The sequence below is a fragment of the Mycoplasma sp. 4404 genome (assembly GCF_034863325.1).
GTDB lineage: Bacteria > Bacillota_I > Bacilli_A > Mycoplasmatales > Metamycoplasmataceae > Mycoplasmopsis.
This window is the reverse complement of the sequence record NZ_JAYFFE010000001.1, coordinates 385,112-404,025: the sequence shown is the minus strand read 5'-3', so window position 1 is coordinate 404,025 and position 18,914 is coordinate 385,112. Positions and strand designations below refer to the sequence as shown.

Genomic DNA, 18,914 nt, shown 5'->3' with positions numbered 1-18,914 from the left:
CTATTAAATGGAAATTCAAAAATCAAAATAAAAAAATACACTAAAAAGTTTAAATTTAAAAAAATAAAAACACAAAATAAGGTAAAAATTGTCTTTACCCTTCAAAATGATTTCACAAAAATTGTCCTATTCCATCTGAAATTGTTATACCCTTAAACATTTTAATATTCAGATTGAATATAGAAATTTCTTGTCTTAAAATTATTATATACAGTTTTAAGTAGTTATCAAAATAATTTTTTTGTAAAACAAATATTAATTTGATGATTATGCGTTTTAATCACTTTTAGGAGTAATATGAAGAGTGGATTAATTTTAAACTTACTTAAAAAGAACATAGAAAGAGCTGATTTTGAATACAAAATTTCATCTGAAAGAAAACAAAATAAGTGATTTGTACATTCAAAAGTTAGAAGAAAACTAATTACCGAATTTGGAATTTTAGAAGTCTTTATAACCAAATATTATAAGTTTGTTAATGGTAAGAAAATTGTTTCTCAATTTGAAAACGACTATTTAAGAGAAAACAAAAGACAAAGAGTAAGTATTCAACTTAAAGAAAAAATCGTTAATCAATACTTAAGGGAGTTTTCAGCTAAAAACATTGTTGAATATTTCAAAAACACCTTTAGCAAAGGGTCTGTTTTCTTAACTATAAAGAAATTAAGAAATCAAATTAAACCTGTTATTCATAAAGAATTAGCTAAAGACAAAGAAGTTGTCTATATCAATGCTGATGATTCATTTTTGAAAACTAGAATACAAAAAAGAACAATTGAGACACAGAATATTAGATCTATTATGCTACATCTTGGTAAAGATGAAAATAGCAAAATTCTCGGGAAACACTCTATTTTAGAGATTACACCAGCAATTGGTAAGAAAAATGCTAAAAAAGATATGAAATCTTGGTCTATTTACATCAAAGACAAAATCAAAGAAGTGTATGGTAAAGACAATATGAAGATTTTAGTTTCTGGAGATGGTGCTAAATGAATCAAAAGTTTAGCACAACATTTAAATGCTGATTACATCATAGACCATTACCATTTGATGAAAAAAGGTTATGAAACTCTGTTTTGTAATACAAAAACTTATAAAAGGAATTTGGATGAATTAAGACCTATAGAAAAGATACTAAATATCAATTTCTATAAAACTTATAAGCAATATACTGATAAATTCGAACTTGATAAATCCCTTGAATTAGTCAAACAAATTCAAAAATACAATCACTTGTTATCGGAAAGAAAACAAAAGGAACTAAGAAGTTTAGCAATTTATCTGAAGAACAATTCAATTGCTACAAACAAAGACAATAAGTATTACATTGGGTCTCATGCTGAAACATGAATTAGTCATGTTGTAAAAAGATATACAACAAGAAAATTCACAATATTTTCAATTGATACTCTTAAAAAAATTTGACTATTCAATTCAAATGAAAATTTAAGTTTTGGTTTCATCGATGAAGAACCAGATGAGAAATTCATTGAAAAAATAGAAACAAATTAACAGCAAAGTAAATATTGAAGAATAAAAATAATTTCAAATTCAATCTTTTAGAAGAAAAAATATATTCTTAAAAAGCTTTTATCTATGTAAAGACACTTAAAAAGTGTATAAAAAACAAAATTTCTTAAAAAATCTACATCTTTTATGTGTGTAGGTGTATTTTGTTGTGCTCTTTTTGAAATTTGTGTTTTAAATGTGTTTAAAAGAGCAGAAATCTTTTCCATATGGTTTTCTATTCAAAAAGAATTCTGTGAGTTTTAAGGGTATTTCTGGGTCAATTAGGGGTATATCCAGATACAATGAAAAGAAAAAATCTACATAACTGAATATGTAGATGGTTTTCTGTATTCATTTTTACCCACTATAAAAACGAATTCTTTTTATATTTTTACGATAATATGAATAAAAGAAAAACGGAAATTTGGACTATTTAAAACTGGAAAAAATGAAAAAACCAAGCAGAAATTGCTACTTGGTTTTAAGGTTAAAAGTTCTATATTTAAATTTTTCTATTTCAAAAGTCATATGTTTTTTATTAATTGTTTTTATTGTTTGAGAGATATAAGTATCATAATAATAACCATTACGAGTAATTTTTTTAAACCCAATAGTACCATAGAGATCTTTGGAAAATTTCTTAACACAAAGATATGTTATATCTTCATTTGGTAATTTGCCTATCATTATTTCTTCTTCGTTTTCAAAATCTTTTGTGCAAATTTCAACGAATGTTTCTATTCTTTCTACAATTAATTTAAAAAAAGCATTAGGATTATTCTTTAAATATTTTGCTGTAATTAGTGATTTGATATTTTTTCTAAATGATTGTTGTAATTTATAATAATTAAGTTTTTGATTTAAAATATCATCAATAAATCTTCTAATTTTCTTAATGTTATCTTGTTTTTTAGAATAACCTAATGCATTAGAAATATAATGCATTCCAATTATGTGATAGATATTTTCCCTATTTATATAAAACAATTTATTATTTGATAAATGAAAATTAAGTTTTTTGTTTTCATTTTCAAAAGTTTTAAAAATGGAATTAAAAATAGATATTAATTTATAAAATTCTGTGTCTAATTTTTTCATAATTTTAATAAAAAAATAGCGCCCTACGCATAACCGCTAGGCACAATAAGAAATACACCTATTATTATTTTAATACGCCTGGATAAGGTCGCTTGTTATGACGGCTTTCGTATAAGTGATTTATTCACTCGTTTATATTTTAGCATATTTTTTCCGCTTATTATAAAAATATTTTTTTACAAAAGTTTTAATTTTTCCTTTTTTAAAAAAATAATTTTTACGCAAAAACTAAGTAGAATTAACTGCTTGATTTCCCTATTTCAATTTATGTTTAAAATGTCTAACTCAAATACGAAACCTAATGTATTCAAAAACAGTTTCCGTGAGTTTTAAGGGTATTTCTGGGTCAATTAGGAGTATGTCCAGATACAAAGAAAAGAAAAAATCTACATAACTGAATATGTAGATGGTTTTTCTGTATTAATTTTAATTTGAATTGTCTGCTGTGCTCTCTACTGATGTTTCTTCTTTAGCTATTGTTGAATATCTAATATTAAACATCTCTTTGTATGTGGTTGTAGCACCGGTTTCTTTATCATAGACATGTTCTGTGTTAAATCATTCGTCTATGATTTTAACAGCTTCTGATTTAGATAAAGTGTATGGTGCATACTTATCAGTTGTATGATACACCACTTCTCCATTTTCATAGACATCTCTATCTAGATATGAATAGATGTGACCGTATGGAGAGTGGAAATACATATCATATCTTTCTTCTTTATTTCTTTCAGATTTATTTGGTTTCAATACTGATAGAGCTTTGAAAAGTCTATGTAAATCATAAAGCTTTTCTCATATTTTAGCTGTATATAAGTTTGGCACTTCTTCTGGAGAATAGAAAGGGTAAATTAATGTATCTTTGTATTTTTCTTTGTATTCATCAGGAATATAAGATGCTGTTTTCTTATCTTCAGTTAATTCTACACCACCATAAGGTATCATTTGCTCTGGGTCTTTTGTTTTGAATAATCAATCATTATCTCAATCTATATTATTAAGGACTGCTTCAGGTATTCAATCAAACTTATTATAATCGCCTCCTTTGAATAACACAACATTTTCTAATTGTTCTTCAAGAGATTTAGTTTCATCTGTAAATCATTTTGATAATTTGGTTAAATGAGAAGAATATAAGTAAACTGAGTCTTCTAATTTTTCAATAAATTCTAATCATTTGTATCTTGTGCTACTGTCTGTAAATTCAGGAAACTGGACTGCTGCATAAATTCTTCTATTTTCAGGTTGAGACATCATATAAGGGACAAAGTCATATGCTCCACCACTTTGCTGCTTATATTTTCAAAGAATTAATGGTAAATTGAGATGATATAAGAAATTTTCTCCAGTATTCTGTGTTGTGGCTTCGAATCCATCAGGTTTGTATTCTCAATTGAAATTACCATATTCATATTGTTTAGAAACTGGTTTTGATGGTTCTGGAGTTGGAGAGATTGGTTCAGGGTCTTTTGGTGTAATAGGTTCAGTAGTAGGTTGTGAGTCAATTGGTTTAGGGTCTTTTGGTTCATCTTTCTTTTCACAAGCAGATGTGAGAGAAAAAGTGATGAGTGGTGCTATAACAAGAGACCCGAATATTGCTAAATGTTTTAATCTCATTTTTACTCCTTATTCACACTATTTCTGATAACGGCATAAGTTGTAGAGCCGATGATAGCAATTGTTCCACCAATATAACACAATAACTTAAATCAGTGTTTTTTCATTTTATTCTTGTTCTTCACTTTCATCAGTCAATGTGTCTAGTGGTTTTGTATCAAAACTGCTATATTTAAGACCCAAGATGTCCTTTAAATTACTGTTTGAAATGTTTTGATTAAAGTATGAATTAATAACATCAATAGCTTCTTCTTTAGTCATTGTTCAATTAACTTTGTCAGATGATGATGTTTCATAAACTTCAATAGCATAATAGTTTTCTTTTCTATTAAAGAAAGATAGTAAGTTATTTCAATTTTGATATAAAACTGTACCATCATTGTTAGCAAAAGTTTTATCTCCAAAGCAGTCAAATGATTTTTTATCAAATCTTTTTCCACTGCTATCAGATACTTTACCATCTGCTTTTTTAAATATTGCTTCAAATTGTTGTTGTATTTTCTCATTGTTATCATTTACAAGTACATAGAAAGCAAATAGAATATTTAAGAATTTATAAGCTTCATCTCAAAGTTTAGCAGCATCTAAATTAGTATATTTCTCATTAGTTCAGAAAGGTACTAAAACTCTTTTGTTTCGATATTTTAAATTGTATGTTTCATCATCTCAAGACTTTACCCGTGTTTCTTCAAAATAATCAGTGAAACCAATTAATTTAAGAAATTCAGGGTCTCCAAAGTTTAAGTCTGGGTAATATGCCGGGTGTAAGAATTCTAATGTTGCTGAAATTGCTTTATTTAAATACCATTTCATGTCTTCTTTAGTATTTTCTTTATCTAAAAACACTTCTTTTAACTGTTCTTCAGCTGATTTAGTTTCATCATTTAGCTTTAGAATTAAGTTTTTATAAAGTCATGTTCTTAATTGAGCATAATTATCTAATGCTTTGATATAGTCTCTAAATAAGAGTTCTCTATATCAATCTCCTAAAATGGAAGCATAGAAATTAACAGCAAAATGTTGGACACCATCATTTTCATCATCATCTATTTTTCCTGTTTCAGCTAAATTGTTCAAATCTTCATTCATAAAGATTTCGTCGCTCTTCATAAATTGTCTTTCTTGATTAGCAAAGTAAATATCATAACTTAAATGATATTTATAGTTATCATTCCTTTGCTCTACTGACTGGTCTTTAAGAATATGATTTTTAATTAAATCTTCAAATTCTGCTAATTTAGCTGGTTTAGTTTCTCAAATAGATTTATAACTTCCTTCATAGAAGAAAGCATTTGATGTTGATGTAGCAGCACTTACATCTTCATACAATCTATTAGTAATTTCATCTCTAATGAAAGTTTGATAATCTAAAATACCGTTTACTTTTGTAAATTCATACATTAATTCAGGTAATCTAAAGTGATAATCAGTGAATTTCCCGATATCTTCAAACTTTGTTGGTTCAATTTGTGGAGCATCACTGTTATTAATAGAATATCTTAGGTCGTAATTACCATATGCTGATGCTAATATAGCTTTTTCTACATCAGTTTTTGGTCTTGATTTGTAGTTATCAAAGTAATTTCCACCACCACCTTTGTATGGTTGTGGAATAACTCCTTTAATAATCTTGTCTAGACAAGAAACTGTGAAAAAAGGGAGCACAGCAATTGCTCCTAAACTTATACTTTTTATAAATTTATTTATCTTTTTCATAAGTGTTTCTTTCTAAAAGAGATTTTTTAATTCATAAAAAATAAAGTTCAGCTATATTTTTATTTTACACCTTTTTAAGGTGCTGTATCTAAATTAAATTTATCTCTTTTTAAAATTTTTTTATTATCTAATTAGCTAATGTAAGTTTTTCTAAAAGGTCAATTTCTTGTTCAGTTTTTTCTCATACTTTAAGAAATTCAGCATATCTATTTAAATAAAATTGGTAATCTTCTTCTTTGAATAACTTGATATTGATATCAGTTTCATAGAATAAGGTAATATCATATTTAACAAAATCTTCTGTTGTACCGATATATCTACTTTCTAGACCGTTTCTCTTCAAATCTTCATCAACAATGTCTCATAATTCATATGAATGATAGACACCCATTTCTCTTAAAAATGTTTGGAAATCTTCGTCTTCTTGGAATAGATTTACAAAGTAATCAATTAATTCATTTTTAGATTTAAATTCTGTTTGTATTAGTTGTTTCATTATTCATCTCCTTATTCTTTTTCATCGATGTATTCAGCATATCTATTTAAGTAAAATTGGTAATCATCTCATTTGAATTTGCTTACAATAATTTCAGTTTCGTAGAATAATCAATCATCTTCTCTAACAATGTCTTCTGATTCTCCATAATATCTACTTCCTATACCGTTTTGTTTTAAATCTTCATCAACTATTTCTGATAATTCCATTGAATGATAGACACCATATTCATGTAAAAAGTCTTGGAATTCTTCATCTTCATAAAATAGATTTACAAAGTATTTAGTTAATTCATATGAATGTGTAAATCGTGTTTGAATTTGTTTTTTCATTATTTATCTTCCTTTGTTTTTTTGTTATTTATGTTTTTATTTCAGTAAAAACTGGTGGAATTCACTTTCTTCAGTATTTAGTAATAATATTTTTGTATTCTAATTCAAAATACTTATAAAAGTGTTCTCTGAGTAATTCCTGTTTGGAATTAGCAATTGGTGAAACTTTATTGGTATATAAAAACACATGAATATATTTAGATTGTGTTGCTTGTACCTTTGAATAAATAGGTCGATATTTACTCTGTTCTTTGTTTTCTTCAATGTCTTTGGTTATTCTTTCAAAATACATATCTCTATCAAAAATCAAATTTTCTTCCATTCATTCTTTTAATAACTTATCTCCTATGTATGGAATTTCTTTTTCAGCATTTCTAATAGTTCTATAAATTCAATTAACTCATTGATAAGCAGGTTCATATTCATGTAATTTAAAACTATCTGCTATTAATGTTGTTATAACATCATAAAACACTTCAATTTTTAGTGCTTTTTTGATGTTTTTATAGAGTCATTCTAATTTTTCAATAAACATTTGTTTATCTCTATCATTCATTTGTAGATAAGCATTATAGAATTTAACAGATGGTAAATTGATAAGTTCACCTAATTTAGAAGCAAAGAAACTTGATAATTTGTAAAAATCACTTTGTGTTTTTGTTATGTTATTCATTTTTTCCTTTAAATTTCATTAAGAATTCTTGTATTCATCAGCAATGATTGCTAACAATTTATTTAAATCTTCTTGATTATTCTTGTTATATAAAGTAGCAATAAATTTAAGAGCATCTTTTGCTTTAGATAATTGCTTTTTCTTGTGCTCTAGTTGACGTCTTAAGCTCTTGATTTCCTTTGCTTGTTCTGCTAGTTTAAATAGCACCATTTGAGTCATATTTAGTCTTTCTTTTCTGATTTTGTTAATTTTTTATATGCTTCAAAAATTGGTTCGTATTCATATAGGAAATCTGTTTTGTGTTTTATTTCTTTCATTTTTTACTCCTTTGTTTAATCGTTATTGTTGTGCTCTCTTATTCAATTAGTTATATGTTTAAGCATCTCGATTACTAATTGATGTGGTATTTTGCTTCTTTGTGAATATGACCCAGACATATGCTTACTTTTTGCTTTAGTTTTCTCTGTATTATTCCTTAAAGCAAACTTTATATTTGACTTAAAGATAGTTGGTTTAAGTGAAAAGTTATCATCATAAGAGCTATAAGTTGATTTATTCTCATAACCTTCAAAGTTTCAATGATTTCTTTGGAAATCTCAAATCTTTGACCTTGTAGGGTTTTCGATAACTCAAACTTTAGGTTTAAAAGTTTTGATGATTTTAATTGTTGCTCCTATAGTTGCTTCTCCATTGATTCTGGTTTTTTCTTTTTGTTCGAAAAATCTTCTTTTAACAGGGTGGCAGTTTTGGTTATATTCATCATAGAATTTAGAGTTTTTAATAACTCAATTACCATTGTTATCTATGCTTTTAAACATCTTTCCATTACAATCAGCACCAGACCAGCTCTCACAGGGTGGAGATGCTAATATGATGTCTGGTTTAGGTAATTGCTTGAGTTGTTTGATTAAATTAGAGTTGATAAGTGATAAATCAATTCTGTGATAGAAATACTTATTGCTCTCTGGAAAACAAATAGGGTTAATTCCTATACTATGGACTTGTAAATCATAGAGTTCATCATCTCAATGATTAGCAATAGCATTTTTATATGAGCTTTCAGCATCATCATATAAAGCTCACACAATTAGTTTTTGTTTTGTTTGCTTCATGTAAGTTTCCTTTATCTAATTCTTCTTTTTCTAATTCATCAAATACCGACAGCACCGAATGTAAGAATTGTTGCTACACACAAAATAGCTGTAAGTCAAATTTGTGTGCTATTTTGTTCTTGTTCTACTGTTTCTATGATGTTTTCATCTTCATCATTTTCAACTTCACCAAAAATTGTTTCTTTATCAGAAAATCCAGCATTACTTTTAGGTTTAGAGATATCTAAATTAGGATTATATTCATCTACTGTGGTAATTCCTGTTAAATCATTAGATACAATCACAGATAGATGATCTGTTAGTTTTTTGACTTTTGGTAAAAACTTAAAAGATAATCTATTGATATTGTTAGGTCTTAATAATGAATTTAGGTATAGCTCGTTTTCAAACTTGAGCATTCTTTCAAAGATAATATGATGTTTAGCTAATTTAGCATTTAAATAATCGATAATTGTGTTTTTTAACTGACTTTTTGTTGTGATACCCTTAAGATTTAAGGGTTCAATATAGATTTGAGTTAAATTAGTGTTTGTAATCTTTGCTAACTCTTCATCTACAGTGTTAAATACTTGTATTTCTTTATATGAGTTAGAGTTTAAACTACTTTTGTTTCTAACTTTAATAACTGTTGATATGTTTTTGTTAGCTATAACTCTTCGAATATCAGTATCAGAGATAAATAAGATGTTTTTATCTACTGTTGGGTTAGCTTCAACTATTTTGTCTTTAATAAAGTTTCTTGCTACATTTAAATCAGTTTCACCTTCAATATCAATGTGTGGAATAACTTTGATGTTCTCAATACCATTAATGTTATATTCATTAATAAACTCTCTTTCTTCATTGATGTTGTAATGAATTCTTTGAATAGATGGTAATAATCTATAGTCTTTTTGTTTGTCTGGTTGTAAGTCATATTTTAAAGTTAAAGTCTTAATGTTAGGGTTTTGTGGGTCTTTAGCTTCAATTTTAAAACTACTTACTAAAACATATTCATAACTTTGTTCTGTAAAGAAATTCATTCTTGGATTGTTTAATAGCAATCTAAAATCAGTTTGTTTCTCTGGTGTATCAAATGTGCTTTCTGTGATTTTATTTGCTATTAAATAGTCTTCTAAATGCTCAACATTTAAATGAAAAGGAGCATATTTCTTATTGATTGTTGGTGCTTCATCTAAATTGTATTTAAGCGAAATTGTTGAGTTTAAAAGCTCGTATTGCTCTTTGTATTCATCCTTGAGCTCAAAGTTAATATTGATTCGTTTTGTTCTTGGAGCAGACGCTATAAATACAGGTTTAATGCTAAAGTTAAGTAAGTTAGCATATTTATAAACTTCATCATTAAAGAAAGCATATTCTTGATTTAGCAATGATTGTTTAAATTCATTTATTTTTGTTTCGCTGTTAAATGAGTTTTCATCTATTTGATTGATTTTCAAATAGTCTTCTAATTCTTTGTTATTTAATAATAAAGCTAATGATGTTTTAGCTCCTGATATGTCTTCTGAAAGGTCATATTCTAATGTGATTACAAATGGGTTCGTTCTGGTGCTTTTATTATGTTTTAAGTAAGCATCAGTATCAAACTCAATGATTGTTGTATCTCTTTTATTGTCTTTCACTTTGAAATTGAGAGTTAGTTTATATTTTGTTTCTGAGTTTTCTACTTTTTCAATAGCAGCATACTCAATAAATAATTGGTTATAAATGTTTTTACCCTTAATATCATAGAAAAAGTGTTTCTGTGGGTCTCATAAGGTATTCTCAATACCATCAAATCTTTCAGTGATTTTATTTTTAATTAAATAGTTCTTAAGATTGTTTCCTAATAATTCAGGTACTATTTTGTAAAAATCAATTGAATTTCAAAACTCTTCGACTGTAAAGACAGTATCATTAAAATCAATGATAGATAATTCATTAATTACCATAAAAGCTAACTTGATTTTTTCAGTAATGTTATATTCTTGAACATCTGCTGGTAAAACTTTCTTTTGGAAATATTCAGGGTACGAGATTAGTACAAAATCCATTAGTTTAGTAATGTACTTAACTCATATCTCGCTGACTTCTTTTTCATAGCTTGTGTCTAATTCAGAAACTATTTGTAAGTATTCTTGTAATTCAGACCTTGAATAGTTAGGTAATAATGGGTATGAATTATCTTGCTTGTGTTTCTTAATATTAGCTACTATAACTTCTGGAGAATAGTGAGTACTAATAAAGTTTTTAACTCTACTTTCTAAAAATCTCACTTCAGCTACAGGAATTTTGTATTTGTTATAAATATTTGAAAAGTACTCTTTTCAATAGTTCATAACTTCACTATAGCTTAAGTTTTTAATATTCTCAATACTATAGTTGTATTTAAGTCTTAAGTAAGCACTTAAGTGTTTTCCCATACTGTGCTCTCAAAAGTTTCTCGAATGTGATACTAATTTTGAGAAAACTTCATCATTTACAGCTTCATTTCTAGCGTCGGGTTCTTTGATGTTAAAGACTTTGTATTTAGCTAGACCTGTATTTGATTTGACTGAAAACAACCACACTCCTTTTTGTGAAAAGACGTTATTTTCTTGTTTAAAAAAGCTTAATTTATCATCTCAATCAATATCAATTTCTTCATCATATATTCATTCTCCATCTTCTAATTTATAGACTGATAAGTTAGTGATGTTATCTGATATATCAAACTTCACTCCACCATAGACTACTTGTGCTTCTGCTATGATGCTATTAACACCACTTTTATCTGATGTTCAATTTCTTTCTTTATACACACCTTCAGGTGTTAAGGGGTCTTGTAAGTTGAAAAATCCATCAGTGAAGTAAGCTCATGGGTGTTTTGACCCTGGAGTTGAGTATTTTTCTAATACTACTAGCTCAATGTTTGACCCTGTTTTAGCATTAATATTTGGGTTATATTTAGGATTAGGAATTCTATTATTAGAGCTATCTAAAATATAATTACCCTTAGGGTCTTTAAGTCATCTTTCTAATAATTCCTTTTGATTTGAGTTTTCTTCAGGGTTTCACGCATAGAATTTAGCTTCAAACTTTTGGTCTAATTGTGAAAGAATTTGAATTTCTTTTGAATATACAATTCTGGTTGTTTGGTTAGTTTCATCAAATGCTTTAATTTCTATTTTGTATGTGTTTAATCTATCATAAGCATTTTGTGCTCTTTGGAGTTCATCTTCTAGTTGCTTTTGTCTTTTCTTGTCTGATTGAGACAATTGCTCATTATTAAGATTATGTTTAGCGACTTGGTCATTAAACTTTTGTAAATTAGCTTTAGCTGTCTCTAATGCTCTTAATTTAGTTTCTCCTATAGTTGATGCTTTAAGGTCTTTAAATTCATATCTATATTGGTTATTTAAGACAGGTACTTCTTGGTCATTAATGTATAAGATTTCATTATTATCTGGGTTAGCTAAAAAAGTCAATACAGGGAATGTTTCATAAAGATTATCTACCACTTTTTCTTCTGGAATAGGTGTATAGTCTTTAGGAAATGACTTATCAATATAAGCTCCTGGTGTGATTTTTAATCTTGCTTCAATAGCATTAGAAATCAATGAGCTTGTTATAACATCAACTTGTATGCTATCTTCCACTGTTGTTATGTTTCTATGCTCATTTGTGTATCTATAAGTAATTTTTCGTCTATTAGAATATCTTTTATCTGGAGCAAAAGTAATGGTAAAGTTATCTGGTTTAGTTTTCAAAGCTTGAAATTTAGCTTTGATTGTGTTTTCAAATCTATCTCATATAGATTTATTGCTTTCTACTCTTTGTTCAGAGTTGAAAGGTTTAGTTTCCATTCCGAATGGTTTTGTTTCTCCAGATTGACTTTCTAATCTAAATCTTGATAATGATTGATTTTCCTTTTTAAGCTCTTCATTCACCTGTTCTTTAGCTCAATCAAGTAATTCTGCAGCAGTTAATGTTTGATATCTTACTTTAAACTTTATTTCAACATAATGTTTATATGGTTCAATACCTTCATATTTAGAACCTTTATCTCATCGATTTATAAGAGATGGTCTTTGAAAATCATAAAACTCAAGATTTCTAACAAATTTATTGGTCTTGAATATGTCTAATTTTGTAAAGGATAAAATCTTTTGAGCTTTAGCTTCTACCTTAAAACTTCTTTCTTCTTCTTTTCATAAATCAATAATTCCTGTGTTAACATTCATTACAGGGTCATAGTTGTAGTTATAATGAATTGATATCTCTGGTTTGAATATGTAGTTATTAAAATCTTTTTCTGATACAGGTTTATCTCTAAAACGATTTAACATACTTTTTAAATCAGTTAAGTTGTCTATTTCTGTTGCTAAATATGTCTTTTCAATAAAATCATCTTCTCATTCCAATAAAACATCATCTATAGAATTTTCAGTGAAATTTCCTGTTAATTCCAAAGGAATTAGAATTCTCGAATTAACAATTTGTGTGTTATTATCTACAGCACTACTTATATTTGTGCTAGCAGATATGGTAAAAGGTATGATTGGTATTAAAACACTTGACGAAAGCAAAATTAGTGGTGTTTTCTTCATCGCAACTCCTTTGTTTTTTGTTATTTGTTATATTGTGGTGAAACATTTAAGAATTGAACTTAAATTAAAACTCCAGTTGTTTCATAAATCAATGCTAAAAAGCATTGACTAATATTGTTTAATTTGTTTGTGTGATTAAAGTTTTTTCCTTTCAAATTAAGTCTTTTTCTGTTTGTGAATAATTTACTGTTATGAATACTTTTTCATCAGGAGAAAGTTTGTATAGACATTGTCCCCTATGAGCTGCTAAAATCGAGTTTTCTTCATTTTTGCTCAGTCCATTTTCTAAACTGAAAAAGATATTCATAATTTGAATTTGTGCTGCTTTAAGTCTGAATAACACAGCATACTGACAAGCACTCATTATTGCTTTTCCTTGCTCTTTAAGGTTTTCTGTTTTAGCAAAGTCTTCAGGGTTTTGTGTTGTGATAATAACACCACCTTTGTACTTTCTAATCTCCTTAATAGTGCTATAGATGAAATCTAAAGTTATTTCTTTTTTACTATCAATGAATTTATGCGCTTCATCTATCACAATTCAAATCATATTGTCCTTATGATGTTGTTGTGATATCTTCCCTTTGATGTATGAAAGGAATAAGTAGAATGATGAGTTGAATGTTGTGCTTTCTTGGTTCATCAATGAGCTAACATTGAAACTGATGATTTGCTCATCTAACTTCATTGTTGAATAGCTGTTGTATCTTTCAGCATATTTACCATCTATAAAGTCAGTTTTGATGATTTCGAGCAGTAAATATCATTCTTTGATTTGTAAGTCTGATATCTTTTCATTTTGCTCATATTCAACTAATTGCTCATAAAGAGCATCAATTAAATCTTTCATTAAAGGGTATTTATTAGCTGGTAAATTAGCTATATCTTCATTGCTATTAATAAAGTTTCATTTCTTATAAACTTTATGTAAAGCAGCAATGATAAACACAGTATCTTTATCAGTTAATCTAGGGTATAAGGTACAAATTCATTGCTTAAAGAAATCTTCGTGTAAGTGTAATAAGTCTGAATTAGACATTGTAAGTGGTGTATCTTTAGATTCAGAGCTAAAATCAGGGTTAAATAAATGTCTGATTTGTAAAGGGTTGATTTTACTTTCCCCATTAGCTCCTAAATTAAGAGAAATACCACCTAATTTCTTAACAAAATCTGTATATTCACCTTGTGGGTCAATAATGAAAACTTGGTCTCCTTGTGCTAATTTGTCTAAAATCAATTTTTGAGTGAAACTACTTTTACCTGCTCCTGTTTCTCCTAGAATAAACATATTGTGGTTTGTTCTATTCATTGTTTTGAGTTTTTGGTTAATAAAAACAGGTTTTTGATTGTAAGAATTAATACCGACTAAAAAGAAATTCTTATCATTGTATTCTTCATAAAGAAAAGGTCATGCGTAAGCAACATTCGATGCGACTTGTTCGTGATGTTCTTTTAAAATGTCTTTGCTTCTAAAAAACACATTTCCTAAAGCTTCATATTGTCTATAAATCAGGTTGTCTATTTTAGCATTTCAGCTTTTTAAATTTTTTATATTGATAGACTTAATCTTGTCTAAATAGTGTTTATTAGTTGCTTTAGAGAGCATCATAATAGAGCTTTTAAATACATTTTCATTTTCTAATGATGCTATTTCTGAAAGCTCTTCTTGAGCTGCTATATCATTTTGTTTTTTAGAATTTAGCAATTTATTCTTTTGCTCTGAAATATTTAAATGTGAGCTTATATAGTTTTTATGAACCAATTTAGCTAACTCATCAGATGGAATTTTGCTTAAGTTTCAAATAATAACACTTGGACTATCAAAAGTCTTTTGAACATAGTTATTATTGAGTAATGATGGAAACTCCATTATTGTTTGGACTGAATAATAATTACCATCAATCACAAAATGGTCTTTTTTGAAATTTAAGTTTTTGAATGATAGTAAGTTATTATTGTTTGCTATTTGCTCCATTGAAAAGTTTTCATCATAAACAAAGATTTCATTTAATAAAGCAATAATTTGGTCTTGATTAAGTTGCTTATATCTTAATTTACAGTTAGTAAGCTCATTTTTGAGTTTTTGAATTTCAGAGTATAAGTCATTTTCACTTCCAGCATACACTACAATAAAGTATGTATCGACAGTTGTTTCTGTGTTAGCAGTATTGATTGCTTCTTTGTATTCTTCAAATAATTGATTTAAGTTTTGACTATTATTTTGTGAATGTTTTTGTTGTAAGTCCTCTAAATTTGTTTTTAAGTCAGATTTTCTTGGTAATTTAACAATACTGATTTTAGTTTCGACTTTATTAAGCAATTCAGTTAATTTCTTAAAGTAAATTTCTTGCTCTTTAGCACTTTCTTGTGTAATGTCTTTTCCGAAAATTTGTAAGACACTAAAGACTGTACTTCCTTCTTTGTTAGCTATATAGTCTTTGTTTTTGACTAGTCTATATGGTATCAGAGCACTAATTGTGCTTTTGTTATATTTCTTTTTTGATGTTAAATAGACAATTAATCTTCATAAGACCACATAATACCTTACTCCATGTTTTGGACTTTTAATTAGCACAAATGAACAAAGTAAAGTAATTCCGGCAAAAACACCTAACTTAATGAATTTATTAATTTCTCCTAGACCATAAAATGAGATTAATGATGAGACAATAAAGATAACTATAAAGACACTAACGTCTATGAATGTAAGGTTTTTAAAGAATAATAACTTTGAACTTTCTTTGAATTTTTTGGTCTGTCATCTCTTCATTAAAACTTCCTTTTCGGTAATGAGTTATTATTGCTGTTTTTATCTTTAAACTCCTTGGTATAGTTAGTATAAGTCGGTGTCGATAACTGCTCATTTTGTGATTTTAAATCAGCAGTTGCCGCTTGTCCTTGTTGACTATTAGCTTTCATTTCATTTAAGCTTGATGAAATTGCTGCTGGGTTTCCAGTTGCTACACCAGCTGCTAATTTAGCACCAGATACCATGCTACTTACTGCTGAACCAGCCATACTGTCTATTTTCTTCATCAGATTGTAAATACCATAGATACCAGCAGTTAATAAACACATCTTAAGAATGAAATTAACAACTGTTTGAATAAATGGAGAATTACCAATGTTAATGTTTGTCGATAAGTCAATTTGTGAAATAGCAATGAAATATAAGAGCATAAATTTGAATAAGAACTGTAAAGCAAAGATTGCTCCAATATTTAACATTGTTTGTCTAGTGAATGTTTTAAATGCTTTTCCTTCATCTTTAAGTGAGTAAAGTAAAGGAGCAGGAGCAATTAACATGTTGAAATAAATTAAGATACTTTTTACTCCAACTTCTATAGTTATTTTTAAGACTGCTAAAAGAATAACAATTGAAATTGACCCAAACATAAGCACTGTTAAAGCACCGTCTCCAAAGTTAAATTCCTTATAGCTACTATAAATAGCTCCTACATCTCATAAATGACTAGCAACAAGATTGTTTCATTCATTAGCTGAAATGTTTTTGGGTTTTAAAGCAATGAATACATTTTGTAATTCACTTAAACCATTGTCCTGAACAAAGATTCTGGAAATCATTTCATAAGATACTTCTAATAAGATGATTGAAGCAGCATATAAAATAGGTATTGCTAATAAAATCAAAACTGATTTAATCGCATTTCCAATTACAGGTCTTAATTTACTTTTACCATCAGGTGTTAGTGATAAAGACCCTTTGAAAATTCCATAAATAAGTAAGAAAATACTTACAAAGATTGAAAATGTTAGGACAATAACAAACATTCAAGGTAAAGGTGGAATTTGACCAGAACTTAAGTCTGCTTTACCAAAGAACAATTGTCTAACAAGACTAAAACCAAAAAAGTTTGATATATCCTGTATTATTTCAGCAGCAGAGAATGGTAAAGCTACAAATATTACTCAACCAACACTAAAAAAAGCAAAAGCAATTGGAGTAATAATTGTATCTGTAATTCATTTTAAAACAGCATTAAGCATTAGTTTCTAACTTAACTGGCCGATGGGTCTAAAGTTATTGATGTCCCTGATGCTGTAGCAAAAATTAATGGTAATAAAATCACAAATGTAAACCAAAGTAAGAATAGACCAATAGCAGAGTATTTCATTAATTTTTTGTTTTTCTCAACATTAACACCTAAAGCAAACCGAATAGCAAATCATGCGAAAGCAACCATAATAGCAAGAGTACATAAGATGAATGCTATTTGTAAGATAGGCATTGCTGTATTAATGAAATTATCTGATAGAGATTTTAATTGGTCTGAACCTGAAGAACTTTGTGTTTTTTCTAAATAAAACATATATTATTCCTGTTCGTTAATATATTTTTTGAAACCTTTAGATGCTTTAAAACAAATCTTCTGATACTCCACTTTTTCTCAATTTGGTAAAGGAAAGTTCGGACCGTATCATTGTGGTAATGATTTAAATGTTCCAAAACCTGGTAAATTTACTCTGTGATTTTCCTTTAATTCTTCTTTGAGCAATTCAATAAATTCTTTTACAAACATTTTTGTAAATTTATGACTTTTTGATGTTTTATTTGCTAATTTTTTTATTAATTCTTTAGACATTTTGTCTCCTTTTTAAATAAACACTTACTTTTAAATGTTTATTTTTAAGATTGTTTTTGTTTTCTTTGTTCTTTGATAGCTTCTTTAATTGTCTTTTTCATTTCGAAAGCTTCATCAACTGAAGAGCATTCTTCAATGTCTCTGATTAAGTCCATATAGTTTTCATCTATATTTTTAGCTACTTTGATGATTAATTCTTTTTTAAGAGATGCTAAATAATTTTCTGGACTATCTTTTCTTTGTCTTTTCTTCAATAAGAAGCTAACTAGTAAAAATATTCCAATCAAAACAAGAATAGCTACTAAAGAGATACCAACATATGTAAGGTTAAACATTTTTGTACTCCTTTTGCGTTATAAAACTAATAAGTGCTTATTTGTATATATATTTGAATATGAAAAACTAAATTAGATACCTAATTAAGCAAAGCAATTAGCAGAAGCTGTCTTAACAGTTCAAATTTGATATGTTTTTAACTGCTTATTGATTGATAATCTTTTGAATTTAGAGTTAATAGATGTTTGTAGTGAATTAAAACTTTCCTTAATTTGCTTGATAAATCTATAAATAAACTTTTTACTTAAGTTTAAATATTTGAAAATATTGTAAGTAAAGGTCATTTTGTACGTTGAAACTTTTGTTCTCTGTAAGCATTCAGAGCTACATTTTGTATTACGATTGTTTCAATGTATTAGTTCATTACATTTATTTTCGACACTTACTTTTGTTCTATTAACTTTATTTAGCAAAAATGTATTCAAAGCAGTTTCTAAAACTAATTTCTTTGGTTCTGATTTTGTTATTGCTGAAAAATTAGACTTTTTAGATAATCTAAAATACCTTTTTGAGTTATTAAAAGTGTTTTTTAATGAAACATTACCATCTTTAAACTCTATTAGTCCTTTGCCTTGTAAGACATTTAAAGCTCTATAGAAACTTGTTCTAGGAATTTTAAGTTCCTTTTTAAACAAATATGCTTTAACTACAGACACTTTCTTTGTGAGTAAGAGTTTAATTAAATTGATGTAAATGTTAAAAGCACTTTCTTTTCTTCCAAATCAAATCATTATTTCATTAGGTATCTTAAAAGTTCTCATAATTCTCCTTATATAGAGCAATATAAAAACCTTTGACTGATAAGCACCACTTTAAACTTTTTTAAGCTTAATCAATCGCATAAAAAAAGCAA

General features: G+C 27.4%; 16 protein-coding genes. 1 reads left to right on the top strand and 15 read right to left on the bottom strand.

The window, feature by feature from the left end; genetic code table 4:
• The first annotated feature begins 297 nt into the window (after nt 1–297).
• Complete coding sequence (locus VBN07_RS01485; protein WP_323177552.1) at nt 298–1,515, top strand: Mbov_0401 family ICE element transposase-like protein; 1,218 nt, start codon at nt 298–300, stop codon at nt 1,513–1,515.
• Nucleotides 1,516–1,983: 468 nt separating this feature from the next.
• On the opposite strand, the gene VBN07_RS01480 is transcribed toward VBN07_RS01485, so the two are convergent.
• The 15 genes from VBN07_RS01480 to VBN07_RS01410 form a co-directional block, all read right to left on the bottom strand.
• Nucleotides 1,984–2,610, bottom strand: coding sequence for a hypothetical protein (locus tag VBN07_RS01480; protein WP_323177551.1), 627 nt, complete (start codon nt 2,608–2,610; stop codon nt 1,984–1,986).
• A 426-nt stretch (nt 2,611–3,036) separates the two neighbouring features.
• Nucleotides 3,037–4,227, bottom strand: coding sequence for a hypothetical protein (locus VBN07_RS01475; protein ID WP_323177550.1), 1,191 nt, complete (start codon nt 4,225–4,227; stop codon nt 3,037–3,039).
• Nucleotides 4,228–4,335: 108 nt separating this feature from the next.
• Nucleotides 4,336–5,943, bottom strand: a complete 1,608-nt coding sequence (locus VBN07_RS01470) for a hypothetical protein (RefSeq protein ID WP_323177549.1) — start codon at nt 5,941–5,943, stop codon at nt 4,336–4,338.
• A 127-nt stretch (nt 5,944–6,070) separates the two neighbouring features.
• Complete coding sequence (locus VBN07_RS01465) at nt 6,071–6,439, bottom strand: hypothetical protein (RefSeq protein WP_323177548.1); 369 nt, start codon at nt 6,437–6,439, stop codon at nt 6,071–6,073.
• 11 nt (nt 6,440–6,450) lie between these two features.
• The gene (locus VBN07_RS01460; protein ID WP_323177547.1) at nt 6,451–6,771 is read right to left on the bottom strand and encodes a hypothetical protein; all 321 of its coding nucleotides are present in this window, start codon (nt 6,769–6,771) and stop codon (nt 6,451–6,453) included.
• A gap of 28 nt (nt 6,772–6,799) precedes the next feature.
• Nucleotides 6,800–7,444 carry a hypothetical protein gene (locus VBN07_RS01455; RefSeq protein WP_323177546.1) on the bottom strand — a complete coding sequence of 215 codons (645 nt, stop codon included), beginning with the start codon at nt 7,442–7,444 and terminating at the stop codon, nt 6,800–6,802.
• Between the two features lie 18 nt (nt 7,445–7,462).
• On the bottom strand, nt 7,463–7,663 hold the full coding sequence (locus tag VBN07_RS01450; protein ID WP_323177545.1) for a hypothetical protein: 201 nt from the start codon (nt 7,661–7,663) through the stop codon (nt 7,463–7,465).
• A 113-nt stretch (nt 7,664–7,776) separates the two neighbouring features.
• Entirely contained in the window at nt 7,777–8,556 is a 780-nt protein-coding gene (locus tag VBN07_RS01445) for a DNA methyltransferase (RefSeq protein WP_323177544.1), read from the bottom strand.
• A gap of 11 nt (nt 8,557–8,567) precedes the next feature.
• Nucleotides 8,568–13,124 (bottom strand): Mbov_0399 family ICE element protein, encoded by a 4,557-nt coding sequence (locus tag VBN07_RS01440; RefSeq protein ID WP_323177543.1) that lies wholly within the window; start codon nt 13,122–13,124, stop codon nt 8,568–8,570.
• Nucleotides 13,125–13,242: 118 nt separating this feature from the next.
• Nucleotides 13,243–15,891: an Mbov_0397 family ICE element conjugal transfer ATPase gene (locus VBN07_RS01435; RefSeq protein ID WP_323177542.1), complete on the bottom strand. Its 2,649-nt coding sequence runs from the start codon at nt 15,889–15,891 to the stop codon at nt 13,243–13,245.
• Complete coding sequence (locus VBN07_RS01430; protein ID WP_323177541.1) at nt 15,891–17,129, bottom strand: Mbov_0396 family ICE element transmembrane protein; 1,239 nt, start codon at nt 17,127–17,129, stop codon at nt 15,891–15,893. The genes VBN07_RS01435 and VBN07_RS01430 overlap by 1 nt, the downstream gene beginning before the upstream one ends.
• Before the next feature lie 11 nt (nt 17,130–17,140).
• A complete protein-coding gene (locus VBN07_RS01425; protein ID WP_323177540.1) occupies nt 17,141–17,452 on the bottom strand; it encodes a hypothetical protein in 312 nt (103 codons plus the stop codon).
• A 3-nt stretch (nt 17,453–17,455) separates the two neighbouring features.
• A complete protein-coding gene (locus tag VBN07_RS01420; RefSeq protein ID WP_323177539.1) occupies nt 17,456–17,725 on the bottom strand; it encodes an HU family DNA-binding protein in 270 nt (89 codons plus the stop codon).
• A 44-nt stretch (nt 17,726–17,769) separates the two neighbouring features.
• Nucleotides 17,770–18,060, bottom strand: a complete 291-nt coding sequence (locus VBN07_RS01415; RefSeq protein WP_323177538.1) for a hypothetical protein — start codon at nt 18,058–18,060, stop codon at nt 17,770–17,772.
• A gap of 84 nt (nt 18,061–18,144) precedes the next feature.
• Nucleotides 18,145–18,822: a hypothetical protein gene (locus tag VBN07_RS01410; protein WP_323177537.1), complete on the bottom strand. Its 678-nt coding sequence runs from the start codon at nt 18,820–18,822 to the stop codon at nt 18,145–18,147.
• Nucleotides 18,823–18,914: the final 92 nt, after the last annotated feature.